The following is an 18,559-nucleotide window of genomic DNA, read 5'->3' on the forward strand; positions in this document are numbered from 1 at the left end:
CTGCGCGATACGTTTGCGACGTGCGCTCCGATCTCGTCGCGGATACCTGATGTCCGCTCGTGCCGCCTCGGACGGACGAGCGTTCGACGAAGTCACCAGGGCCGATCCGGCTCCTTGGATGACCCGTAGGCCGCGCGCTCGACGGTGGAGTAGGTCGCACATGCATCGTAAATGGCCCGCCAGGGCGGGATGAGCCCCCCACGGCATGAGAGTGCTCGTGGTGTTCTAAAGGTTCAAAATTGACTGATGGTACCCATCCGAAATGTCTCTGATGGGTGGTTTCTTGCCGGTCTGCTTCTGAAGAGGTAAAAATTGAAAGCTGACTTTTGGTCGTCAGGAGATTGGGCACGGTTTGCGGCGTTCAGTTCCAAAGGCTCTAGTCCAGCTCGCGTGAGTTAAGACGTTCGGCGTTTCTCGAAAAGCCATCTCGATTGTCCTTGAGATGCCGCGACGTAGCGGCAGTCATAGTCGGAGAGCTGGAGGGCTTCCGTCATGTGCGATCCGGATTTACCCGAGAACCGTCATGAGCTCCGCAAGATGGGGCGAAGGTTTCTATCGGTAGGAGCAACGGGGACGCTCGTCAGCGGAACCTTCCTGATCCTGACCGATGATGCCTGGGCGTCCAACAGCCTGTGGTGGGGCGGCCTGTTCGGTGGGATCATGATCAGCGGCTTCGGCGTCATGATGTGGCGGGATGCCGTGTTTGCTCCGCCGCTCACGCCGGTGCAGAGGCGCTATCACGAGTTCCTACGAGAATGGGGATTTTACGATCATTCGTGATGCTGACCGTGGCGGGTCCGAAGTGCTGGTTGATGGGGGGCATGCTTGCCTGACCATCGCCAGTGACAACGGGAGCTGCGATCTGACGCTCCTTTCGATGTCATCAGGACCATTCTTCCACTGCAAGTTCGCGTTTGCCCAACGGATGATATCGTCCAAGGCCTCCGGGGATGAGACAACGGCGTCACGCGCCGCCATCCCGTCGGCGCCGCGTCCGCGGCTTCGGGGCAGCCAGACGATGGGCGGCTGCGAGAGCCGAGCGCAGGGTCGCCTCATCGACGGCAGAGAGATCGCATCTGGTCGCCCCCATCCGCCCCCATCCGCCGGGTACCGGGCGGAAAGCCTCTGGCACCAGCTCGCAGAAAAAATCGCGATGATCCGGGTCGAACATCAGGTTGATGTCGAGGGCGGCCTCATCCAGCGTCGCGAATGTCTTGCGCGGCGTCCGGAACGCGGTCCTGTGGAAGTGTGGGCCAGAGGTCACCGCCTCAAGCGTCGCGATGAGCGTCTTCACGTGTTCGATGTCGACGCCCATCGCTGCCCTCTTCCTTTCAGTCAGTGACTGATCGAAGCGACCGGTTCTCCAGTCACCCGGCGCGGCGCTCGCAGAAGCGCAGCCGGTTCCCGAACGGGTCCGCCACCTCCAGCACGTCGCCCCAGGGTGCGTGCTCGATGCCCGGCCGAGCATAGCCGTAGCGCTTGTTGGTCAGTTGGCGGTGATAGGCATGGACACCCCGCATTGGCACGAACACCGTCGAGCCAGGGCTGGCATCGCCATGGTGCTCGGACAGGTGCAGCCGCAAGCCGGCGCGGGCGACCTCCATGTATAGGGGCAGACTTGGCTCGAACCGGTGCTCGAACCCAGCCTCGAAGCCGAGGAAGCCGCAGTAGAACTCGCGCGCTTTGGCCTCGTCGAAGATACGTAGGATCGGCACCGCCTCCAGGAATCGTGGCACGTTCTCCGCAGGGCGGTCGAGGGCGGCGGAAGCGGTGTTCCAGTCGTCGTGGCCGAGGCTGGCGGCGACGAGTTCGAGGGTGGTCGCGTGCGAGACGGCGAGGTCCCGGGCGGACAGCGCGGCGCGCAGCCGCTTGGCCATAGCCTTCGCCTGGTCGACGGTCGTCATGGTACTCTCCCCAAGCCGGCGTCGGTCCGTCGGTGCTCGCATTGCCGACCCGTCGCCGGTCAGGGATCCGGTGGGGGTGGTCGTCCGCGATGCATTCACCATCCCGTTCCCGGGGCGAGCGGCAGGCAGCATCGGCCTGGCGCCAGGCTAACCGAGGTCGGTTTTAACGCCAAGACGGCCGCTCGCTCTCGGCAGACTACGACCCCGTGCTAGCGGTGATCTCCTCGAAAGACCCGCTCGCCGCGAGGCGCAGGATGCCCGCTGCGCCACCGTGTGCGTCGAGCCACCGGCTGACTTTGCAGGCGGCCCTGGCGTAGAGGCCCGCGCTCTCTGCTGTCTCTATCCAGGCCGCACGCGCGGTCGGCAGGTCGCTGCCTGGTTCCACAAGACAGCGCTCCGCGCCTGGTGCGAGGTAGCGTGGATCGTCGGACACGACCACGGCAAGCCCCTCGTCGAACCATTGCGGCACGGTGCGCGCGAGCGTTGCCCTAAGGCCGATCCGCCTATGGAGTTCGGCGTGAGCCAGCTCATGGGCCGCGATAACGGTATCGGCCCCCCGGGGTGACAGGATCAGCGCTCGGTCGAGCAGGGTGACGCCGCGCGAACCGCCGCCGAGGGGCCGGTAACAGGCCTCGGTCGCGCAGAGCAGCACGCGGGGGGACGACCGCAGGTCGCCGTAGAACTCGCGTACCCGGGCGCGCGCCGTCTCGATTGTCGCCTTGGCAGCGGCGCGACGGTCCGGAGACATGTCACCCTCGACGTAAACGCCGTCGCCCAGATCGGTGAAACCGTAGCAGGACGGGCAACCCGCGGTGGCTGCGGCCGGGTAGGTAAAATGGAGGACCGCAGTCGCGGCGGCTCCCACGATGACGAGCAGAGCGATGATTCTCTTCATCGGTTCCTCTCCCCCGTTGCGGGCAACAAGGACTGCCGGAAGGCACAGAAGTCGATCCTGCCGCGGCGCCATCTCTCGCGCCAGCCTAGCGACGGTCTCAGCCAGAAGGGGCTCACGGTGAAGTGATCCGGCCTGTCGCCATCGCCCGACCTGCCGGCCAGCTCATTCAACGTTGACCGGCAACGCCTCTGACGGCGAGCTGCCAGTAGACCGCCCCGCCCACCGCCCCGGCGACCGCGGCTTGCACCAGGTGATCGACCGTGACGGGCAACAGGCGCCCCAGGACGAGACCGATGGCGGCACCGCAGGCCATGTGGATGGCCGGGTGGCGCAGGCCCAACCGGACCGAGACGGCCAGGCACAAGAGGAAGCCCGGCATCGCGAAGACCGTCACGAACAACGTGGCCATGACGAAAGTGATTGCGACCGAGCCCCAGTCGGATGGGAACACTGGCTCGGCGACGGTTGGGGGTGAAGGCTCGACCAGCGCGGCGGACGCTCCCACCAGCATCAAGACCGTTATCGCCGCCGCCACGGCGGCGAGGTAGCCGCCGAGCACCCGCACGACCGGGTCTCGGCGTTGGTCTGTCGTGGCTCGGTTCGGCGTCGTAGCCTCCCAAGGTGTGTTCTTGGGCGACGTTAGCCCGCCATGTTACCACCGGCAAAGTCTCGGGCACGGCCGCGATGATGGTTCTGTCCGCAAGGAGCCTCGCAATGAAGCAGGCATGCCTCGCTGTCCTGATGCTCTGGTCGACGGCGGCGGCGGCGGAGGTGCCGACGCTCTGCGCGGACGCCCCGAACCAGATCGAGGGGACGCTATGCGCCAAGCGCAAGTTGGACGATGCTGAGGTCGGCCTCGCGAAGGTACAGGATGCCCTGCAGGCCAAGCTCGACCCGAACGGGCGGCGCAACCTCGACCTTGCGCAGAAAGCATGGCGGCGCTTCCGCGACCTCGAATGCCAGCTTGAGACCGGCTACGACGCTGAGCACCCCGATAGGAACGGCTCGATCATGCCCATGCTCATCGGGGAATGCGAGACCGCCATGACCGAGCGCCGGACCCACGACCTGACGGACCAGTTGGCTTGCCCGGGCGGGGACATGTCATGCGAGCGGTAAGCGTCTTGCGGCACTCGGCGACCTACCTCGGGGCATCCGCGGCATTCGCTATCGTGGCGCCGGCTGCCTACGCGGCAAGCTTTGACTGCGCCAAGGCGTCGACTGGAATGGAGCGCCTCGTCTGCGGGGATGCCGCCCTCGGTGCCCGGGACGAGATCATGGCGAGGCTTTACGCGGCCGCCCTTAAGGCCGGCAAGCGCGATGGGGTCGAGGCGCGGCAGCGAAAGTGGCTGAGGACCGCTCAGATCTGCAACGCCTCAGTCTGCCTGGCCGAGGCCTACGACAGGCGGAACGCCGAACTACAACGGTCCGAGGTAGGGACCATCGTCGGCACGGACTTCTTCAGCGAGGAGCCCAAGGGCAACCACGCGACCCTCAACGTCGTGGGGCCGGTCCACGGCTTCGCCAGCGTGTCCCTGTCGTCGACGTACATCGGGGCCGGCGGCGAGGAGGCGGGCGATGTGTTCGCCATCGGGACTGACGCCTTGTTGGACCTCCGGGAAGGGCGCGCCACCTTCTCCGATGGCCCCTGCAGGCTGGCCTTTGCGCCGCTGAATGCGGACCGTTGGGAGGTCACCCAGTCCGGCACCTGCGAACTGCCGGGCGGCACGGTATTCGCCGGCGTCTACCGTCGCCTGCCTTGACAGGACTGCGACCGGCCGCCGGTCGCCATTACGCTCGCGACCCCTGACAATCATCGGCTGACAGGCGGTCGATGATGGAAGACGCACCAGCGCGGACGCTCATCAAGGCGGGGCGGGTTCGCTGAGCGTCCGTCCGCCTGCGCCCGGCACGTCCGCTTATGAAAAGAGCCCTGAACTCGTTCTACGTCTGGCTCGGGTCGGATGCGGTCCATCTGCTTCCGGACGCAAGGCCGGGGTCCGCTTGCCACCCGCATTACCGTATCGTCGGACAGGGTCCCACCGTCGGGCACGCCATCTCGAAGCGACATCCACCGAGGGGACCGTCGCCAACGGAGAGAGGAAATCCGTGCAGCTTGGCGATGGCCGCGACAAGGCCTAGGCCGAGCCCGTTGCCCTCTGTCTGCCTGGCACGTTCCGCACGATAGAAGCGCTTGAAGACGTGGTCGCGTTCGCCTGCGGCGATGCCCGGACCGGTGTCCTCTACGGACACCACAGCGACGCCGTCGCGCCAGGCGAGACCGATACCGACGCGCCCCCCGGTCGGGGTGAACTTGATCGCATTATCGAGGAGGTTCGAGACCGCTTCGAAGATGAGGCTGCGGTCGCCCCGGACCGCAGACGCTCCCTCCTCGATGCCGATGCCGAGGGCGATGCCCTTATCGTCGGCCAAGGGTTCGAACAACTCCGCGGCCTCGCTAACCACGAGCTTTAGGTCGACCGGGCCGAAGGCGGCGCAGCGCCGTCCGTGCTCGATCTCGCCGATGCGCAGGACCGCCGTGACCATCTCCAACGTCTGGTCGATCCAGATCAGCCCTTGGTCCACCGCCTGCCGCAGTTCCTCGACGTCGCGGGCTTGATCCCGGCCTCGCTCAAGACGCAGCCTCAAGCGCGTGAGCGGCGTCCGGAGATCGTGGGCGACGGCGTCGCCAACCCCGCGCACCTCCTCCATGAGGCGCTCGATCTCGTCGAGCATTACGTTGACGTCCCGTGCCAGACGGTCGAACTCGTCCCCGGCCTCGCCGACCGGTAGGCGCTGGCGCAGGTCACCCCGCATCACCCGCGCGACCGCCGCCTCCGTGGATGCCAAGCGTCGCCGGGCGCGTCCGGCGAGCAGGACGCCTCCGAGGATGGAGAAGGCCAGGGTCGGGACGAGGGCGAGGCCGAGCGCCCGGATCACCGTGGCCTTGGCGCGGTCGATCTCGTCGGTATCGTGGGCCACGACCACCACGGTCCCGTCCTCAAGGGACCGGGCGGCCGACCAGAGCTCCTCGTGCAGGCGCCGTCCCGCGATGGCCACCTGCGTGCCGATCCGGTGGACCTCGCCGTCGAGGGGCAGTTCCGGTGGGCGGGCGTCGAGGTTGCCGGCAAGCTTGCGGCCATCCGCACCGAACAGGCCGGCAAAGTGGACGCTGTGCAGGTCCTCGCTGACCCACGTCTCGATGCGAGCGGCTGCCTTGGCCGTATCCCCGGCGGCGTACCGGGCCTCGTGGCGTAGGACCTCGGCGAGCTCGTCCTGCATGAACGCCGCGGTCTGCCAGTACACGAAGGCGAAGAGCAGCAGCGAGAGGAGCGTCGACCACAGGGCGATGCCCAGGGCCCACCGGAACGCGAAGGAACGGACGAGCCTAGACATCGGGGGTCAGGGTGAAGCCCTCTCCCCGGACGTTCTGGATCAGCATCGGCTCGCCTTCGGCCTCAAGCTTCCTGCGCAGGCGTCCGACATGAACGTCGATGAGGTTGGATTTAGGCGCGAAGCGATAGTTCCAGACTTCCTCGAACATCATCGCCCGGGTCACGACCTGCCCTGGCCGCCGCATGAGGTATTCGAGCAGCTTGAGCTCGCGCGGCAGCAAGTCGAGATCGCGCACGCCCCTGCGACCGGTGCTGGCGATGAGGTCGAGCTCCAAGGTCCCGACCCTGAGGACCGTCTCGCGGGAGTCCGTCGGCCGCCGCAGCAAGGCCTCGATCCGGGCCGCGAGTTCGGCGAGGACGAAGGGCTTGCCGAGGTAGTCGTCCCCCCCGGCGCGCAGGCCGCGGATGCGCTCATCGACGTCGCCGAGCGCGCTCAGGACGAGTGCGGGCGTCCGGTCTCCGGCGGCGCGCAGGTCACGCAACAGGGTGAGCCCGTCCAGGCCGGGAAGCATCCGGTCGAGGAGGATGGCGTTCCAGATCCCCGAACGGGCCGCATCCGCGCCTGCGGGCCCGGTAGCAGCCCATGCAACCTCATGCCCACGCCCCTGCAGGTCGGCGAGGATCTCCTCGGCCGTCGCGGCGTCGTCTTCGATCAGCAGCAGCTTCGCCAACCCGGTGCACTCCCGGGCTCACGCCCCTGTCCCGTTGCATGATGTGGTTCGGAGCCGGCCTCGGGACCACGAGTGTGAACGCGAATTTAATGGCGGGTGCGGTCGCACGCCCTATGTCTTAGAATAACTCTAATCTGGTTTGGATCGATATCTTGCTGAGGGAGGCGGAGACCGACATGCCCGGGACCGGCGATGCCGAGATCGTCGACCGTGGCGGTGTGCGCACGTCGGTGAATGCCGCTGCATCGGGCACGACGGAAACACCCATCGGCTCCGAGGCACCCGGTCCCGCATCCACGAAGATCGGGTTCCGTTCGCGGTGGGTCTTGGTCGTTTGTCTGGCCGCGCTCGGGTTGGCCGGCTGGTGGTATCGCGACGCTGTCCGGCCTTATGTCGAACCGCTTCTCCAGACGGTCGGGTTGGCGCCGGCGGCGCCAGATGCTCCGACGACGACCCCTGCCGCCTCAGAGCAGCCGACCGATGACAACGTCGTCCGGCTCGATGCCGACGGCCAGGGCCGCCTCGGACTGGCCTTCGGGCAATCCGAGACTCGCCGGATCATCCTACCCGTACGAACCCCCGGCATGGTCGCCTTCGACGAGCGTCGGGTTACCCGCCTGAAGCCCCGCACCTCGGGTCGGGTTCTCAGCCTCTCTGTGCAGCCCGGCGACCGGGTGAAGGCCGGCCAGACGCTGGCCACCCTCGATGCCTCCGGCGTTCTCGATGCGCGCAACGGCCTCGCCGCGGCGCAGGCCAGCCTCGGCGAGGCGCAGGCGACGGAGAAGGTCGCCGAGATCAATCTCAAGCGCGGCAGCGACCTTGTTCGGATCGGCGGCGTCGCCCAAGCCGAGGTCGACCGGCGGCAGGTCGAGCTCGCCAAGGCGCATGCCGCGACCCTGTCCGCAAAATCGCAGGTCGACCTCTACCGCGCGCAGTACGAGCGCCTCGCCCCCGCGCCCGGACAGGCCCCCGGCACCAGCGCCATCGTCTCGCCGATCGACGGCGTGGTCACGGCAGCCGGGATCACCTTGGGCGAAGTGGTCGACACCAACCGCGACGCCTTCACGGTCGCCGACCCCTCGCAGATCCAGGTTCTCGCCAACCTCTACGGCCACGACATCGCCACTGTGAAGGCCGGCGACCGGGCGACCATCGAGGCCCCTGTAACGGCCCATCCCCGCTTCGAGGGACGGGTACGCTCGGTCAACGCCGCCATCGACCCGATGACCAACACCGCCCCGGCCCGCATCGAGATCGCCAACCCCGATGGGAGCTTGCGCGCCAACATGTTCGTGTCCGTCGAGATCGCCGCCGACCTCGGGCGCGAGGGCGTCACGGTGCCGGCCGGTGCGATCCAACAGACCGAGGGCGGCCCCATCGCCTTCGTGCGGACCGGCGACGACCGCTTCGAGAAGCGGGACCTCAAGCTCGGTATCCAGCGTGCCGACTGGGTCGAGGTGACGTCCGGCGTGGCGGCGGGTGAGACGGTGGCGACGCAGGGAAGCTTCGGCCTCAAGGCCATCCTGATGCGCGCGCTCCTCGGCTCGACGGACTAAGGCCGCCATGAACGCTTGGTTCGCCCTCCTCATCCGCCGCCGCTGGCTCGTCGTGATCCTGGCGCTCGCCGGGGCGGTCGGCGGCATCGTCAACCTCGAAGGCCTGTCCATCGACGCGGTCCCGGATGTGTCGCCCAAGCAGGTGATGGTCCTGACCCTCTCGCCGGGCCTCGGGCCGCTTGAGGTCGAACGCCTCGTGAGCTTCCCCGTCGAGAACGCGATGGCCGGGGCGCCGGGCCTGTCGGGCATCCGCTCGACCTCGCGCTACGGCGTCTCCGCGGTCTACGTCACCTTCGACGACGCCATGTCGATCACCGAGGCGCGCTCGCAGGTGTTCCAGCGACTGCCCTTGGCCAAGACCATGATGCCGGCCGGCGTCGGTGATCCCGAGATGGGGCCGATGGCAACGGGCTTAGGCGAGATCTACCAGTTCGAGGTGCGCGGCCCGGGCTACTCGCCGATGGCCTTGAAGCGCATCCTGCAATGGACCATCGCGCCGAAGCTCAAGCTGACCCCCGGCATCGCCGACGTGAACGTCTACGGCGGACAGATGCCGACCTACGAGGTCCGCATCGCCGCCGAGAGCCTGCACCGCTACGGCGTGACCATGGCTCAGGTCTACACGGCGCTTGGCGAGAACAACGCCGCACGTGGTGGCGCCTACATCGAGCACAACGACCAGCAGGAGGTCATCCGCGGCCTCGGACTGGCCAAGGACACGAAGGACCTTGCCAACATCGTCGTGACCACGGGCCCCGGCGGGGTGCCGGTAACGGTCGCGACCCTTGGCGAGGTGGTGGAAGCCCCGAAGGTGCGTCTCGGCGCCGTGACGCACGATGCGGCGGGCGAGACCGTCGTCGGCATCGCCATGATGCAGCAGGGCGAGAACGCCAGCGCCGTGGTCGTGGCCGTGAAGCAGACCATCGAGACCCTGCGCCCGCAGCTGCCGCCGGGCGTCGACATCGTGCCGTACTACGACCGCAGCACCCTGGTGGCGCGGACCATCCGCACCGTCGAACACAACCTCATGGAGGGGGCGGTGCTCGTCATCGTCGTACTGCTCCTTCTGCTGGGCAACCTGCGGGCTGGCCTGGTGGTGGCGGCCGCCATCCCGCTGTCCATGCTGATGGCGTTCGCCGGGATGCGGCTGTTCGGGCTGTCGGGCAACCTCATGAGCCTCGGCGCCATCGACTTCGGCCTGATCGTCGACGGCGCCGTGGTGATGATCGAGAACGTCCTGCGCGCCCGCGGGGAGCACCCCGGGCGTCCGGCCGAAGAGGTCATCCGCAAGGCAACCGTCGAGGTAGCGCGCCCGATCCTGTTCGCGGTCGCCATCATCATCATGGTGTACCTGCCCATCCTCGCCCTCGAAGGGGTGGCGGGCAAGATGTTCAGGCCGATGGCGCTCACCGTGATCCTGGCGCTCGCCGGCTCGCTGGTCCTTACGATGACGCTGATGCCGGCGCTCGCCGCCATCGTGCTGGCAGGCCCTGGCATCGGCGAACGCGAGACCCGCCTCGTCCATTGGGCGCGAAGCGCCTACACGCCGGTCCTTCGGCTCGCCGAGCGCCGCACCGGCCTCACCGTCCTCGTGACGCTCGGCCTTTTTGCCGGAAGCTGTTGGCTCGCGACGCGCCTGGGGGGCGAGTTTCTGCCCAAGCTCTCGGAAGGCTCCATCGTCATCACGTCGGAGAAGCTGCCCGGCATCAACCTCGACGCCTCGCTCAAGGTCATGCACCGGATCGAGCGGACCCTGAAAAGCTTCCCAGAGGTGAAGCGGGTCGTCTCGCTGACCGGCAGCGCCGAGATCCCCACCGACCCGATGGGCGTAGAGTCCACCGATAGCTTCATCACCCTGGCCGACCCGTCGACCTGGACGACGGCGACCACCCAGGAGGGGCTCGTCGCCGCCCTCGACAAGCGCCTCCAGGCGGAGGTGCCGGGGGTGTCCTACGCGTTCTCGCAGCCGATCCAGATGCGCATGGACGACCTGCTGGAGGGCGTGCGCGGCGACGTGGCGATCAGCCTGTACGGCGACGACCTGAAGGTGCTGAAGGACAAGGCGGACGCCATCGTGCGCGCGGTCTCAGGCGTCTCGGGCGCGGCCGACGTTAAGGCCGAAGCCCAGGCCGGCATGCCGGCGCTCTCGATCCAGGTCGACCGGGCCGCGGCCGCCCGCTACGGCGTCAACGTCAGCGACGTCCTCGACGTGGTGGAGAGCATCGGCGGGCGAACCGCCGGCATGATCTACGGCGACGACAACTCCATCACCGACATCGTGGTCCGCCTGAAATCCGCCGACCGTAGCGACATCGCCCGCATTCGCGACCTGCCCGTGGGGCGCAGTGGAAAGGCGCTGGTACCGCTCTCGCTGGTCGCCTCGGTCGACGTGGCGACGGGACCGGCCCAGATCAGTCGAGAGAAGCTCCAGCGCCGGATCTCGGTCCAGGCCAACGTTCGCGGCCGCGACGTCCAGAGCTTCGTGAGGGACGCGCAAGCCGCGGTCCAGGCGCAGGTTCCCCTTCCGCCGCGGTACTCGCTGCAGTGGAGCGGGCAGTTCCAGAACTTGCAGGAGGCCACGAGCCGGCTCTCCGTCGTGGTGCCGGCTGCCATGGCCGCGATCCTCGTGCTCCTCGTGGTGATGTTCGGGGACATCCGGCTTGCGGGCCTGATCTTTCTGAACGTGCCCATCGCAGCGACCGGCGGCATCGTCGCCCTGTACCTGCGGGGGTTGCCGTTCTCGATCTCGGCGGCGATTGGATTCATCGCCACCTTCGGCATCGCCATCCTCAACGGCGTCGTGCTGACAAGCTACATCCGCGACCTCGAACGTGTCGGCCTCGACCCGCGCGAGGCAGCCTTTCGAGCTGCAGAGATGCGACTGCGGCCTGTCCTGATGACGGCTCTGGTCGCGGCACTGGGGTTCCTGCCGATGGCGCTTTCGACCAGCGCCGGCGCCGAGGTGCAGCGCCCGCTCGCGACGGTGGTGATCGGTGGCATCGTCACCGCGACGCTCCTCACCCTCGTCGTGTTGCCGGCCGTTTATCCGTACCTGGCGCATATTCGGCTTCCGTGGCGACCTCGCGGTGATACCGAGCCGGAATTGGAGGCGCATGGCGGTCGCCGGGCGGCCGCCGATGGCTAGGGGCCTTCGGGTCGCGCCGGCGACGGCCCTCGCTACCGTAATGTTGCTGTTACCGGGCATGCGATCCGCGACCGCCGCCGACTTCGATTGCGTCGGCTTCCTCAGGATGCACGGCCTGCTGCGCAGGGCTTCGACGGCTTGTGGCTTCACCGAATACAACCCGGCCATCGTGGATCGGGCCCGCATCTGCTTCGACGCCCTCGGCAGCCGCCGCGGCACCGAGGAGGTTCAATCGGGGGTAGCGGAGTTCGAACAACTACGGTCCACACGCCATCACGATGCGGTCTGCGCGATGCTGGCCGCCAAGTTTTCCATGGTCGTCCGGCCGTGAGGCCCCCATCGTTCGGGCAGATGGACGACGGCCACCCCAAGCTCAGCATGCGGGCGCTCACGAAGCTCTTATCGATGGCGTCGCCGGCCGCCTGCATTGAAGAGCCGACCGCCCCGCCGCCGTGATGCCCATTAGCGGAAAGTGGTGCGTATGCCGACGGATGATGACGGCGGCCTCGACAGGGCCGAACGGACGCGAGGGATGCTGAAGCGCATCGCGGATTTGCTCGGCTGCGATCCATCGGCGCTAGCCGATGGCGGCCCGCAAGGCCGCGGCCACGAAACGGTCGGGGCGCGGGAACTGGTTCTCGCTTTGCTCGACATCGAAGACCCGGATGAACGACGACGCGTCGTTGACCTTGCACGTGCGCTCTCGCGGTCGAGTACAAAACCCGGGCCTGATGCCCATTGAAAGGAATGGCGCGCCGGCACCTTCGCCCGCCCATCGGGCAAGAGGAGCTTAAGGTGAGAACTTGGATGACTCCCAAGTCCTAGATCACGGCTCAGCGCCGCGCCGCGCCCATCGGATGGCTACCCGGCACCAAGCGCGGGCAGCCAGAGCGCCAGCGCCGCCAGGCTGACCAGGAGGACCGGCGGGGTGATGACCAGGCCGACGCGCATGTACTGGCCCCAGGTGATGCGCTGGCCCTTGGTGTCGAGGACGTGGAGCCAGAGCAGCGTCGCCAGACTGCCGATGGGGGTGAACTTCGGGCCGAGGTCGCAGCCGATGACGTTGGCGTAGACCATCAGCTGGCGCATCAGCGGCGACAGGTCTGGGGCCTGCTGGATGGTGAGCGCGCCCACCAGCACGCTCGGCATGTTATTCATCACCGAGGACAGGATCGCGGCGGCGACCCCCGTGCCGATGGTGGCCACGAACGGTCCGTGACCCGAGAGCCAGGTCAGTCCCTGAGCCAGGTAATCGGTCAGGCCGGCGTTCTTCAGGCCGTAGACGACGAGGTACATGCCGAGGCTGAACAGCACGATCTGCCAGGGCGCACCGGCGAGGACCGTGCGGATCGGGATGGCCTGGCTTTGATTGGCCAACGCCAGCATCACGAGGGCGCCGGCGCAGGTCACCACTGAGACCGGCACGCCGAACGACGCGGTCAAGAAGTAGGCCACGAGCAGCAGGGCCAGGAGGGGGAAGGCCGCCTTGAAGACGAGCGGATCCTTGATCGCGTGGCGCGGCGCTTCGAGCTCGGCCACCGGGTACGTAGCTGGCAGATCGCGACGGTAGAACAGCCACAGCACCACCAGGGTCGCGGCCAGCGAGACGAGGTTCACCGGCACCATCACCGCGGCGTAGCGGCTGAAGGAGATGTCGAAGAAGTTCGCCGAGACGATGTTGACGAGGTTGGAGATCACCAGCGGCAGGCTGGTCGAGTCCGCGACGAACCCGCAGGCGACGATGAAGGCCAGGGCCGCCGTCGGCTTGAAGTCCAGACGCAGGAGGATCGCGAGGACGATGGGGGTGAGCAGCAGCGCCGCGCCGTCGTTGGCGAAGACCGCGGCGATGGCTGCACCGAGCAGGATCACCAGCGGGAATAGCAAGCGCCCCCGGCCCCCGCCCCAGCGGGCGATGTGCAGGGCCGCCCAGTGGAAGAACCCGGCCTCGTCGAGGAGGAGCGAGATGATGATGAGGGCGACGAAGGTGAAAGTGGCGTCCCAGACGATGTGCCAGACGACCGGGATGTCGCCGGGGTGGATCACACCGGTGGCCAGCGCCACGGCAGCCCCGATCAGGGCACTCCACCCGATCCCGAAACCCTTCGGCTGCCAGATGACGAAGACGAGGGTGACCACGAAGATGGCGAGAGCGAGCATCGGGACCGTTTCTTGTTCTTGGAAGCTCGGGACGGATCAGGCGGTGGCGACGCGCCGCCGCTGCTCGTCGATCACGCGCTCGCCGTCCTCCTTGACGAACTCGCCTTGCTGGGCCGGCAGGAGGTCGAGGACGGCCTCGGAAGGTCGGCAAAGGGCGACGCCGCTGGGGCTCACCACCAGGGGGCGGTTCAATAGGATCGGGTAAGCCTCGATGGCATCGAGAAGCCGGTCATCCGCAAGCGCCGCGTCGCCCAGGCCGAGCTCGGCATAGGGCGTGCCCTTCTCCCGCAGGAGGTCGCGCACGGTGATGCCGGCGCGCTCCGCGAGCTGGCGAACCAGGATGCGGTTCGGCGGCGTCTTGAGGTACTCGATCACGTGCGGCTCGATGCCGGCGTTGCGGATCAGGGCCAGGGTGTTGCGGGACGTGCCGCAATCCGGGTTGTGATAGATCACGACGTCCATCAGGCGGTCTCCTCGCAGCAGGCGGATAGGGCGGCGACGGCCGGGGCGCAGACCTCGGGGCGGCCCTGGCAGCAATCGCGCATCAGGAACTGGATGAGCTCGGACAGGTCGAGGTACGCGGCGCTGTAGATGATCGAGCGCCCCTCCCGCCGGGAGGTGACCAGCCCGGAATGGCTGAGCTCCTTCAGGTGGAACGACAGGTTGGTGCCCGACACGCCGACCGCCTCTGCCAGCATGCCGGCTGCCATGCCCTCCGGCCCGGCGGTGACGAGCTGGCGCACGATGCGCAGGCGATGCTCCTGCCCGAGGGCTGCGAAGGCAGCGACGGCTTGCCGTTCGTCCATCATGATGTCAATATCTCAATCATCGTCGAAACGTAGAGGAACGACACGTTTTGGACAAGCCCCGACAGCCCTTCGCTGATGGATTGCCCAACCTCAGCCAAGGGCATTTCGTGATCCCGACCGGCGCCGACCAGCAATTGGCGTCGCCGTTCACCCACGCCCCCCGCTTCCTGATCCTGTACGGTTCGCTGCGGGAGCGCTCGTTCAGCCGCTTCCTCGCCTACGAGGCGGCACGCTTGCTGGAGGCCATGGGCGGCGAAGTCCGGATCTACGACGCCCATGGCCTGCCGCTGCCCGACGACGCCACGGCCGATCACCCAAAGGTCCAGGAACTCCGGAACCTCTCGATCTGGTCGGAGGGCCACGTCTGGGTCAGCCCCGAGCGCCACGGCGCCATGACCGGGGTCATCAAGAGCCAGATCGACTGGCTGCCACTGTCGGAAGGATCGGTGCGCCCGACGCAGGGGCGGACGCTCGCCGTGATGCAGGTCTCGGGCGGGTCGCAGTCGTTCAACGCGGTCAACGGCCTGCGCGTGCTCGGGCGCTGGATGCGAATGATCACCATTCCCAACCAGTCCTCGGTCCCGATGGCCTACAAGGAGTTCGACGACGCCGGCCGGATGAACGCTGGGCCGCTCTACGACCGGGTCGTCGACGTCTGCGAGGAGCTGATGAAGTTCACGCTCCTGACCCGCGAGCGGGCCGAGTACCTCGTGGACCGCTATTCCGAACGAAAAGAACAGCAGCTGGAACGGCTCAAGGCTGCAGGCGCGGACATCGGGTTCGTCAAGCGCTGAACCACCGTCGTCGGCTCAATATCCCCATGCCCCCAGCAAGGGCCAAGTCATCGGCGACGCCGGAGTAGGTCCTCCGGCGTTGCCTCTCCGGCGGGACGGACTTTCCTGGCCGTAGGGCGGTTGGACCCCGCCCGGATCGGTTTCACCGGAGGCGATGTCACACCGGGTGGGACCGCTCTCGTCTTTGTTTCGAACGTCCCCACCAGGACCGGACACAAGACGGAGCGTCACATGAAGATCGTTGTCATCGGCGGCACGGGGCTGATCGGCTCGCAGGTCGTCGCCACTCTGAAGGCCGCCGGCCATGACGCCCTCGCGGCCTCGCCGAACACCGGCGTCAACGCCGTCACGGGCGAGGGGCTCGCAGTAGCGTTGAAGGGGGCCGCCGTGGTGGTCGATGTCGCCAACTCGCCATCGTTCGCGGACGACGCGGCCATGGACTTCTTCGTCCGCGCCGGACGGAACCTCGCCGCGGCCGAGAAGGATGCCGGCGTCTCCCACCACGTCGCGCTTTCGGTCGTCGGGACTGAACTCCTGCTCGACAGCGGCTACTTCCGGGCCAAGCTTGCCCAGGAGGAACTGATCGCCTCGGCGGGCGTGCCCTGGACCCTCGTCCGCGCCACCCAGTTCTTCGAGTTCGTCGCCGCCATCGCGGGAGCCGCGCTCGTCGACGGCGTCGCGCGCGTAACCTCCGCATCGATCCAGCCGATCGCGTCGGCCGACGTGGCCGCGAAGGTCGCCGAGGCCGCGCTGGCGGCACCGAGAAACGGCATGGTCGAGATCGCCGGCCCCGAGCGGCTGCCGATGGTCGATCTGGTGAAGCGTCATTTTCAGGGCCTCGGCGAGACGCACGAGGTCCGCACGGACGACACCGCACCGTATTTCGGGGTGGTCCTCGGCGGCCCCTGGCTGACGCCCACCGGTGACGCGTGGCTTTCGGAACGGCGTTACGACGACTGGCTGGCGGCACAGCCGAAGCGCGGGGCCTGAGGCCTCCCGCCGATGGATGCAGCCTATTTTCCGGCGCTGTCTGCGCTGGCCGGGTCGGCCATCGGCGCGATGGCCTCCTTCGCGACCACTTGGCTGACGCAACACAGCCAGGAGCGCGCGACGCTCCTGGTGCAGGACCGTGCGCGACGGGAAGCACTCTACGGCGAGTTCATCCGGGAGGCGTCGACCTTGTTCGGCGACGCCTTCCAGCACGACCTCGACGACCCGGCCAAGCTGGTGAACCTCTATGCCATCGTGAACAAGATCCGGCTCTTCGGAGAGCCGGAAACGCTCCAGGAAGCCGAGCGCGTCATGCAGCGCATCGGCGAGACCTACTTCGCCCCAAACAAGGATCTCGCCGCCTTCGCCGACATTCGCCACGCCAGCGACCTCGACCCGCTCTGTGCGTTCTCGACGGTTTGCCGCAGGGAGCTGGCGATCGCCCGCCGGTGAGGCTCATTGAGGCATCGGCGCTCCCGGCAATCCACCGAACGAAACCGCCATTTTCTGGAGCTTGTCCGGGTTGCGGGTGAAGTAGATGCCGACGATCAGCCCGCCCTGGATATCCAGGGCGACGGTCTGGAGCATCCCGCCCGGCTCCAGGCTAAGGTAGCCCGGCAGGCCATCGATCCAGAGGTCCTGCAGCTTCCGGGCATACTGGATCCACGACTTGCGCACGACCCCCTCGAACATGCGCGTGACCTTGTCGATTCCGATGATGGGCCGCGGGAAGGCGAGTACCTTTCCACCTCCGTCGGAGTGCACAGCGACGGCATCGGCGAGCATGCTGCGAAGCGCTGCGACGTCGCCCGTCGTCGATGCTTCGAAGAAGGCCTTGGCGATACGCGCCCCCTCTTCTCGCTCGACGGGGAAGCGAGGGCGTGCGGATTGCACGTGTTTCCTGGCCCTTGCGGCGAGTTGACGGACCGCCGGTGGCTCTCGCTGAAGCGTCTCGGCAATCTCATCAAGCGGGACCGCGAAGACGTCGTGCAGGAGGAACGCGGCCCGCTCAAGCGGCGAGAGCCTCTCCAACGCGAGCATCAGCGTGAGCGTCAGGTCGTCGCCAGGGGCTTCGTCGGGCACCAGGGCAACGGGCTCGGGCAACCAGGTTCCGAAATAGGTCTCACGCCGGACCCTGGCGGACTTCATGACGTCCAGGCAGAGCCTTGTGACCGTCCGCGAAAGGAAGGCGCCGGCCGAGGCGACCTCGGCATGGTCGACGTGTCGCCAGCGCAGCCAAGCGTCCTGTACGACATCCTCGGCCTCGCCGAGGGACCCGAGCATGCGGTAGGCGAGCCGGATGAGCCGCGTACGCTCCTGCTCGAAGACGCGGGTCGGATCATCAATGGTCGGCATGACGGAACGACCAGACGCTGAGGGCGACTGCGATAAGCGCAGGAAGTGTCACCGCGGGAAAGTCGCGGGGTAGAACCTCCGGCCCGCAGACGCCCACCGCAACCTCCCAGAAGTGGAACAGCGCGTGGCCCGAGAGCCAGACGGCACCGACAGTCCAGAGCAGCGAGCGCGGTCCGAGTCGGAACGCGCCGTACACGAACCCACCCCCGATCAGCACGAAGATCAGGCCGATATCGCGTAGGAAGTGCTGATTGAACGGCCCTGTCGTCGTCACGCCCGGGACCGCGAAATACCATGCCTCGGGCGCGGTGAGCATGAAAACGCCGTTCCCGGCCAGTCCTGCGCCGAGGATGCCGGCGAGCACCGGAATGGCTTTGGTCATCGAGCTCTTCCCACGTGATTGGTTCACGTGAGTGACGATGCACAGCCGCCCAATGTGACATCGGATGGAAGTTTCCGCTGGGCACCTTTCAGAACCTCGGGCTCGCACAGTTCATATCACCGAACACCGGCTGCCTGACCCGATGGTCGAGCGTCGCTACGAAACATTCGATCAAGCCAGGACACGGAACCCACGGACACCCCGACCGTAACGATATCCATCGACGAACGACTGCTTTTGAGATGTCCAAATGTAGGCATCTAAGGCAACGTTGGGTCGACACCTGACGGTCCGTTCTACGACCGAGTCGGGTGGATTTTTGCCTGTCCGCTTTCGGAAGGCAATTCGCTGAAGCGGACGTCTGACGGAATCTCGAAGCGCGACAGTTCACCGCCTCAAAGCGGTCCACAGACGTGTTGTGGGATCAGTCAACAGCTTTGAAATCTTCCAGCTAAAGCGGCGCTCACCCTTCCCGCGAACGTATCGATTTCGAAACCGTGGTTCC

General features: G+C 67.1%; 21 protein-coding genes. 10 read left to right on the forward strand and 11 right to left on the reverse strand.

The features are described from left to right. The first annotated feature begins 492 nt into the window (after window positions 1-492). Window positions 493-780 carry a hypothetical protein gene (locus MFF13_RS01895; protein WP_238270288.1) on the forward strand — a complete coding sequence of 96 codons (288 nt, stop codon included), beginning with the start codon at window positions 493-495 and terminating at the stop codon, window positions 778-780. A 184-nt stretch (window positions 781-964) separates the two neighbouring features. Here the strand turns inward: MFF13_RS01895 and MFF13_RS01900 are convergent, their stop codons facing one another. The 4 genes from MFF13_RS01900 to MFF13_RS01915 all read right to left on the reverse strand — a co-directional run bounded on the left by MFF13_RS01900 (window position 965) and on the right by MFF13_RS01915 (window position 3,364). Beyond that, on the reverse strand, window positions 965-1,315 hold the full coding sequence (locus tag MFF13_RS01900) for an MmcQ/YjbR family DNA-binding protein (protein ID WP_147813309.1): 351 nt from the start codon (window positions 1,313-1,315) through the stop codon (window positions 965-967). 52 nt (window positions 1,316-1,367) lie between these two features. Further along, window positions 1,368-1,904, reverse strand: a complete 537-nt coding sequence (locus MFF13_RS01905; RefSeq protein WP_147813307.1) for a glyoxalase superfamily protein — start codon at window positions 1,902-1,904, stop codon at window positions 1,368-1,370. A 196-nt stretch (window positions 1,905-2,100) separates the two neighbouring features. Then, window positions 2,101-2,799, reverse strand: a complete 699-nt coding sequence (locus tag MFF13_RS01910) for a hypothetical protein (protein WP_147813305.1) — start codon at window positions 2,797-2,799, stop codon at window positions 2,101-2,103. Window positions 2,800-2,965: 166 nt separating this feature from the next. After that, the gene (locus MFF13_RS01915) at window positions 2,966-3,364 is read right to left on the reverse strand and encodes a hypothetical protein (RefSeq protein ID WP_147813303.1); all 399 of its coding nucleotides are present in this window, start codon (window positions 3,362-3,364) and stop codon (window positions 2,966-2,968) included. Between the two features lie 149 nt (window positions 3,365-3,513). Between MFF13_RS01915 and MFF13_RS01920 the strand changes: the two genes are divergently transcribed. Together MFF13_RS01920 and MFF13_RS01925 are read left to right on the forward strand one after the other, a co-directional pair. Further along, the gene (locus MFF13_RS01920) at window positions 3,514-3,918 is read left to right on the forward strand and encodes a lysozyme inhibitor LprI family protein (protein ID WP_187277224.1); all 405 of its coding nucleotides are present in this window, start codon (window positions 3,514-3,516) and stop codon (window positions 3,916-3,918) included. Between the two features lie 107 nt (window positions 3,919-4,025). Then, window positions 4,026-4,562 (forward strand): lysozyme inhibitor LprI family protein, encoded by a 537-nt coding sequence (locus tag MFF13_RS01925; protein ID WP_147813299.1) that lies wholly within the window; start codon window positions 4,026-4,028, stop codon window positions 4,560-4,562. A 253-nt stretch (window positions 4,563-4,815) separates the two neighbouring features. Here the strand turns inward: MFF13_RS01925 and MFF13_RS01930 are convergent, their stop codons facing one another. Together MFF13_RS01930 and MFF13_RS01935 are read right to left on the reverse strand one after the other, a co-directional pair. Next, window positions 4,816-6,195: a sensor histidine kinase gene (locus MFF13_RS01930; RefSeq protein ID WP_147830836.1), complete on the reverse strand. Its 1,380-nt coding sequence runs from the start codon at window positions 6,193-6,195 to the stop codon at window positions 4,816-4,818. Further along, complete coding sequence (locus tag MFF13_RS01935) at window positions 6,188-6,865, reverse strand: response regulator transcription factor (RefSeq protein WP_147749982.1); 678 nt, start codon at window positions 6,863-6,865, stop codon at window positions 6,188-6,190. Before MFF13_RS01935 ends, MFF13_RS01930 begins: the two co-directional genes overlap by 8 nt. Window positions 6,866-7,449: 584 nt before the next feature. Between MFF13_RS01935 and MFF13_RS01940 the strand changes: the two genes are divergently transcribed. The 4 genes from MFF13_RS01940 (at window position 7,450) to MFF13_RS01955 (ending at window position 12,308) form a co-directional block, all read left to right on the forward strand. Beyond that, window positions 7,450-8,421: an efflux RND transporter periplasmic adaptor subunit gene (locus MFF13_RS01940; RefSeq protein WP_505744294.1), complete on the forward strand. Its 972-nt coding sequence runs from the start codon at window positions 7,450-7,452 to the stop codon at window positions 8,419-8,421. 7 nt (window positions 8,422-8,428) lie between these two features. After that, window positions 8,429-11,566, forward strand: a complete 3,138-nt coding sequence (locus MFF13_RS01945) for an efflux RND transporter permease subunit (RefSeq protein WP_238270292.1) — start codon at window positions 8,429-8,431, stop codon at window positions 11,564-11,566. Beyond that, the gene (locus MFF13_RS01950) at window positions 11,535-11,897 is read left to right on the forward strand and encodes a hypothetical protein (protein ID WP_238270294.1); all 363 of its coding nucleotides are present in this window, start codon (window positions 11,535-11,537) and stop codon (window positions 11,895-11,897) included. Before MFF13_RS01945 ends, MFF13_RS01950 begins: the two co-directional genes overlap by 32 nt. A gap of 201 nt (window positions 11,898-12,098) precedes the next feature. Next, complete coding sequence (locus MFF13_RS01955) at window positions 12,099-12,308, forward strand: hypothetical protein (RefSeq protein WP_238270297.1); 210 nt, start codon at window positions 12,099-12,101, stop codon at window positions 12,306-12,308. Window positions 12,309-12,427: 119 nt separating this feature from the next. On the opposite strand, the gene MFF13_RS01960 is transcribed toward MFF13_RS01955, so the two are convergent. Genes MFF13_RS01960 through MFF13_RS01970 form a run of 3 tightly spaced genes read right to left on the reverse strand, consistent with a single transcriptional unit; the run spans window position 12,428 to window position 14,529 of the window. Then, window positions 12,428-13,723, reverse strand: coding sequence for an arsenic transporter (locus MFF13_RS01960; RefSeq protein ID WP_238270311.1), 1,296 nt, complete (start codon window positions 13,721-13,723; stop codon window positions 12,428-12,430). Window positions 13,724-13,759: 36 nt separating this feature from the next. Continuing rightward, window positions 13,760-14,185 carry an arsenate reductase (glutaredoxin) gene (gene arsC / locus MFF13_RS01965; RefSeq protein WP_238270328.1) on the reverse strand — a complete coding sequence of 142 codons (426 nt, stop codon included), beginning with the start codon at window positions 14,183-14,185 and terminating at the stop codon, window positions 13,760-13,762. Next, the gene (locus MFF13_RS01970; protein ID WP_187273726.1) at window positions 14,185-14,529 is read right to left on the reverse strand and encodes an ArsR/SmtB family transcription factor; all 345 of its coding nucleotides are present in this window, start codon (window positions 14,527-14,529) and stop codon (window positions 14,185-14,187) included. The genes arsC and MFF13_RS01970 overlap by 1 nt, the downstream gene beginning before the upstream one ends. A 50-nt stretch (window positions 14,530-14,579) precedes the next feature. On the opposite strand from MFF13_RS01970, the gene arsH reads away from it, so the two are divergent. From arsH to MFF13_RS01985, 3 genes are all read left to right on the forward strand, one after another. After that, window positions 14,580-15,326: an arsenical resistance protein ArsH gene (gene arsH / locus MFF13_RS01975; RefSeq protein WP_283205804.1), complete on the forward strand. Its 747-nt coding sequence runs from the start codon at window positions 14,580-14,582 to the stop codon at window positions 15,324-15,326. 231 nt (window positions 15,327-15,557) lie between these two features. Continuing rightward, window positions 15,558-16,316: an SDR family oxidoreductase gene (locus tag MFF13_RS01980; protein WP_238270343.1), complete on the forward strand. Its 759-nt coding sequence runs from the start codon at window positions 15,558-15,560 to the stop codon at window positions 16,314-16,316. A 12-nt stretch (window positions 16,317-16,328) separates the two neighbouring features. Continuing rightward, window positions 16,329-16,769 (forward strand): hypothetical protein, encoded by a 441-nt coding sequence (locus tag MFF13_RS01985; protein WP_238270345.1) that lies wholly within the window; start codon window positions 16,329-16,331, stop codon window positions 16,767-16,769. Between the two features lie 3 nt (window positions 16,770-16,772). Here MFF13_RS01985 and MFF13_RS01990 read toward each other — a convergent pair whose 3' ends face one another. After that, the gene (locus tag MFF13_RS01990) at window positions 16,773-17,672 is read right to left on the reverse strand and encodes a sigma-70 family RNA polymerase sigma factor (RefSeq protein ID WP_238270354.1); all 900 of its coding nucleotides are present in this window, start codon (window positions 17,670-17,672) and stop codon (window positions 16,773-16,775) included. After that, window positions 17,659-18,054 carry a hypothetical protein gene (locus tag MFF13_RS01995; protein ID WP_238270357.1) on the reverse strand — a complete coding sequence of 132 codons (396 nt, stop codon included), beginning with the start codon at window positions 18,052-18,054 and terminating at the stop codon, window positions 17,659-17,661. The genes MFF13_RS01990 and MFF13_RS01995 overlap by 14 nt, the downstream gene beginning before the upstream one ends. Between the last annotated feature and the right edge of the window lie 505 nt (window positions 18,055-18,559).

The organism is Methylobacterium cerastii (genome assembly GCF_022179125.1).
GTDB lineage: Bacteria > Pseudomonadota > Alphaproteobacteria > Rhizobiales > Beijerinckiaceae > Methylobacterium > Methylobacterium cerastii.

Coding starts and splice junctions, on each gene's coding strand:
- MFF13_RS01980 (WP_238270343.1), top strand. CDS start 15,558: ATGAAGATCGTTGTCATCGGCGGCACGGGGCTGATCGGCTCGCAGGTC.
- MFF13_RS01900 (WP_147813309.1), bottom strand. CDS start 1,315: ATGGGCGTCGACATCGAACACGTGAAGACGCTCATCGCGACGCTTGAG.
- MFF13_RS01950 (WP_238270294.1), top strand. CDS start 11,535: ATGGCGGTCGCCGGGCGGCCGCCGATGGCTAGGGGCCTTCGGGTCGCG.
- MFF13_RS01905 (WP_147813307.1), bottom strand. CDS start 1,904: ATGACGACCGTCGACCAGGCGAAGGCTATGGCCAAGCGGCTGCGCGCC.
- arsC (WP_238270328.1), bottom strand. CDS start 14,185: ATGGACGTCGTGATCTATCACAACCCGGATTGCGGCACGTCCCGCAAC.
- MFF13_RS01920 (WP_187277224.1), top strand. CDS start 3,514: ATGAAGCAGGCATGCCTCGCTGTCCTGATGCTCTGGTCGACGGCGGCG.
- MFF13_RS01895 (WP_238270288.1), top strand. CDS start 493: ATGTGCGATCCGGATTTACCCGAGAACCGTCATGAGCTCCGCAAGATG.
- MFF13_RS01995 (WP_238270357.1), bottom strand. CDS start 18,054: ATGACCAAAGCCATTCCGGTGCTCGCCGGCATCCTCGGCGCAGGACTG.
- MFF13_RS01940 (WP_505744294.1), top strand. CDS start 7,450: ATGGTCGCCTTCGACGAGCGTCGGGTTACCCGCCTGAAGCCCCGCACC.
- MFF13_RS01910 (WP_147813305.1), bottom strand. CDS start 2,799: ATGAAGAGAATCATCGCTCTGCTCGTCATCGTGGGAGCCGCCGCGACT.
- MFF13_RS01990 (WP_238270354.1), bottom strand. CDS start 17,672: ATGCCGACCATTGATGATCCGACCCGCGTCTTCGAGCAGGAGCGTACG.
- MFF13_RS01955 (WP_238270297.1), top strand. CDS start 12,099: ATGCTGAAGCGCATCGCGGATTTGCTCGGCTGCGATCCATCGGCGCTA.
- MFF13_RS01970 (WP_187273726.1), bottom strand. CDS start 14,529: ATGGACGAACGGCAAGCCGTCGCTGCCTTCGCAGCCCTCGGGCAGGAG.
- MFF13_RS01960 (WP_238270311.1), bottom strand. CDS start 13,723: ATGCTCGCTCTCGCCATCTTCGTGGTCACCCTCGTCTTCGTCATCTGG.
- MFF13_RS01925 (WP_147813299.1), top strand. CDS start 4,026: ATGGAGCGCCTCGTCTGCGGGGATGCCGCCCTCGGTGCCCGGGACGAG.
- MFF13_RS01985 (WP_238270345.1), top strand. CDS start 16,329: ATGGATGCAGCCTATTTTCCGGCGCTGTCTGCGCTGGCCGGGTCGGCC.
- MFF13_RS01945 (WP_238270292.1), top strand. CDS start 8,429: ATGAACGCTTGGTTCGCCCTCCTCATCCGCCGCCGCTGGCTCGTCGTG.
- MFF13_RS01930 (WP_147830836.1), bottom strand. CDS start 6,195: ATGTCTAGGCTCGTCCGTTCCTTCGCGTTCCGGTGGGCCCTGGGCATC.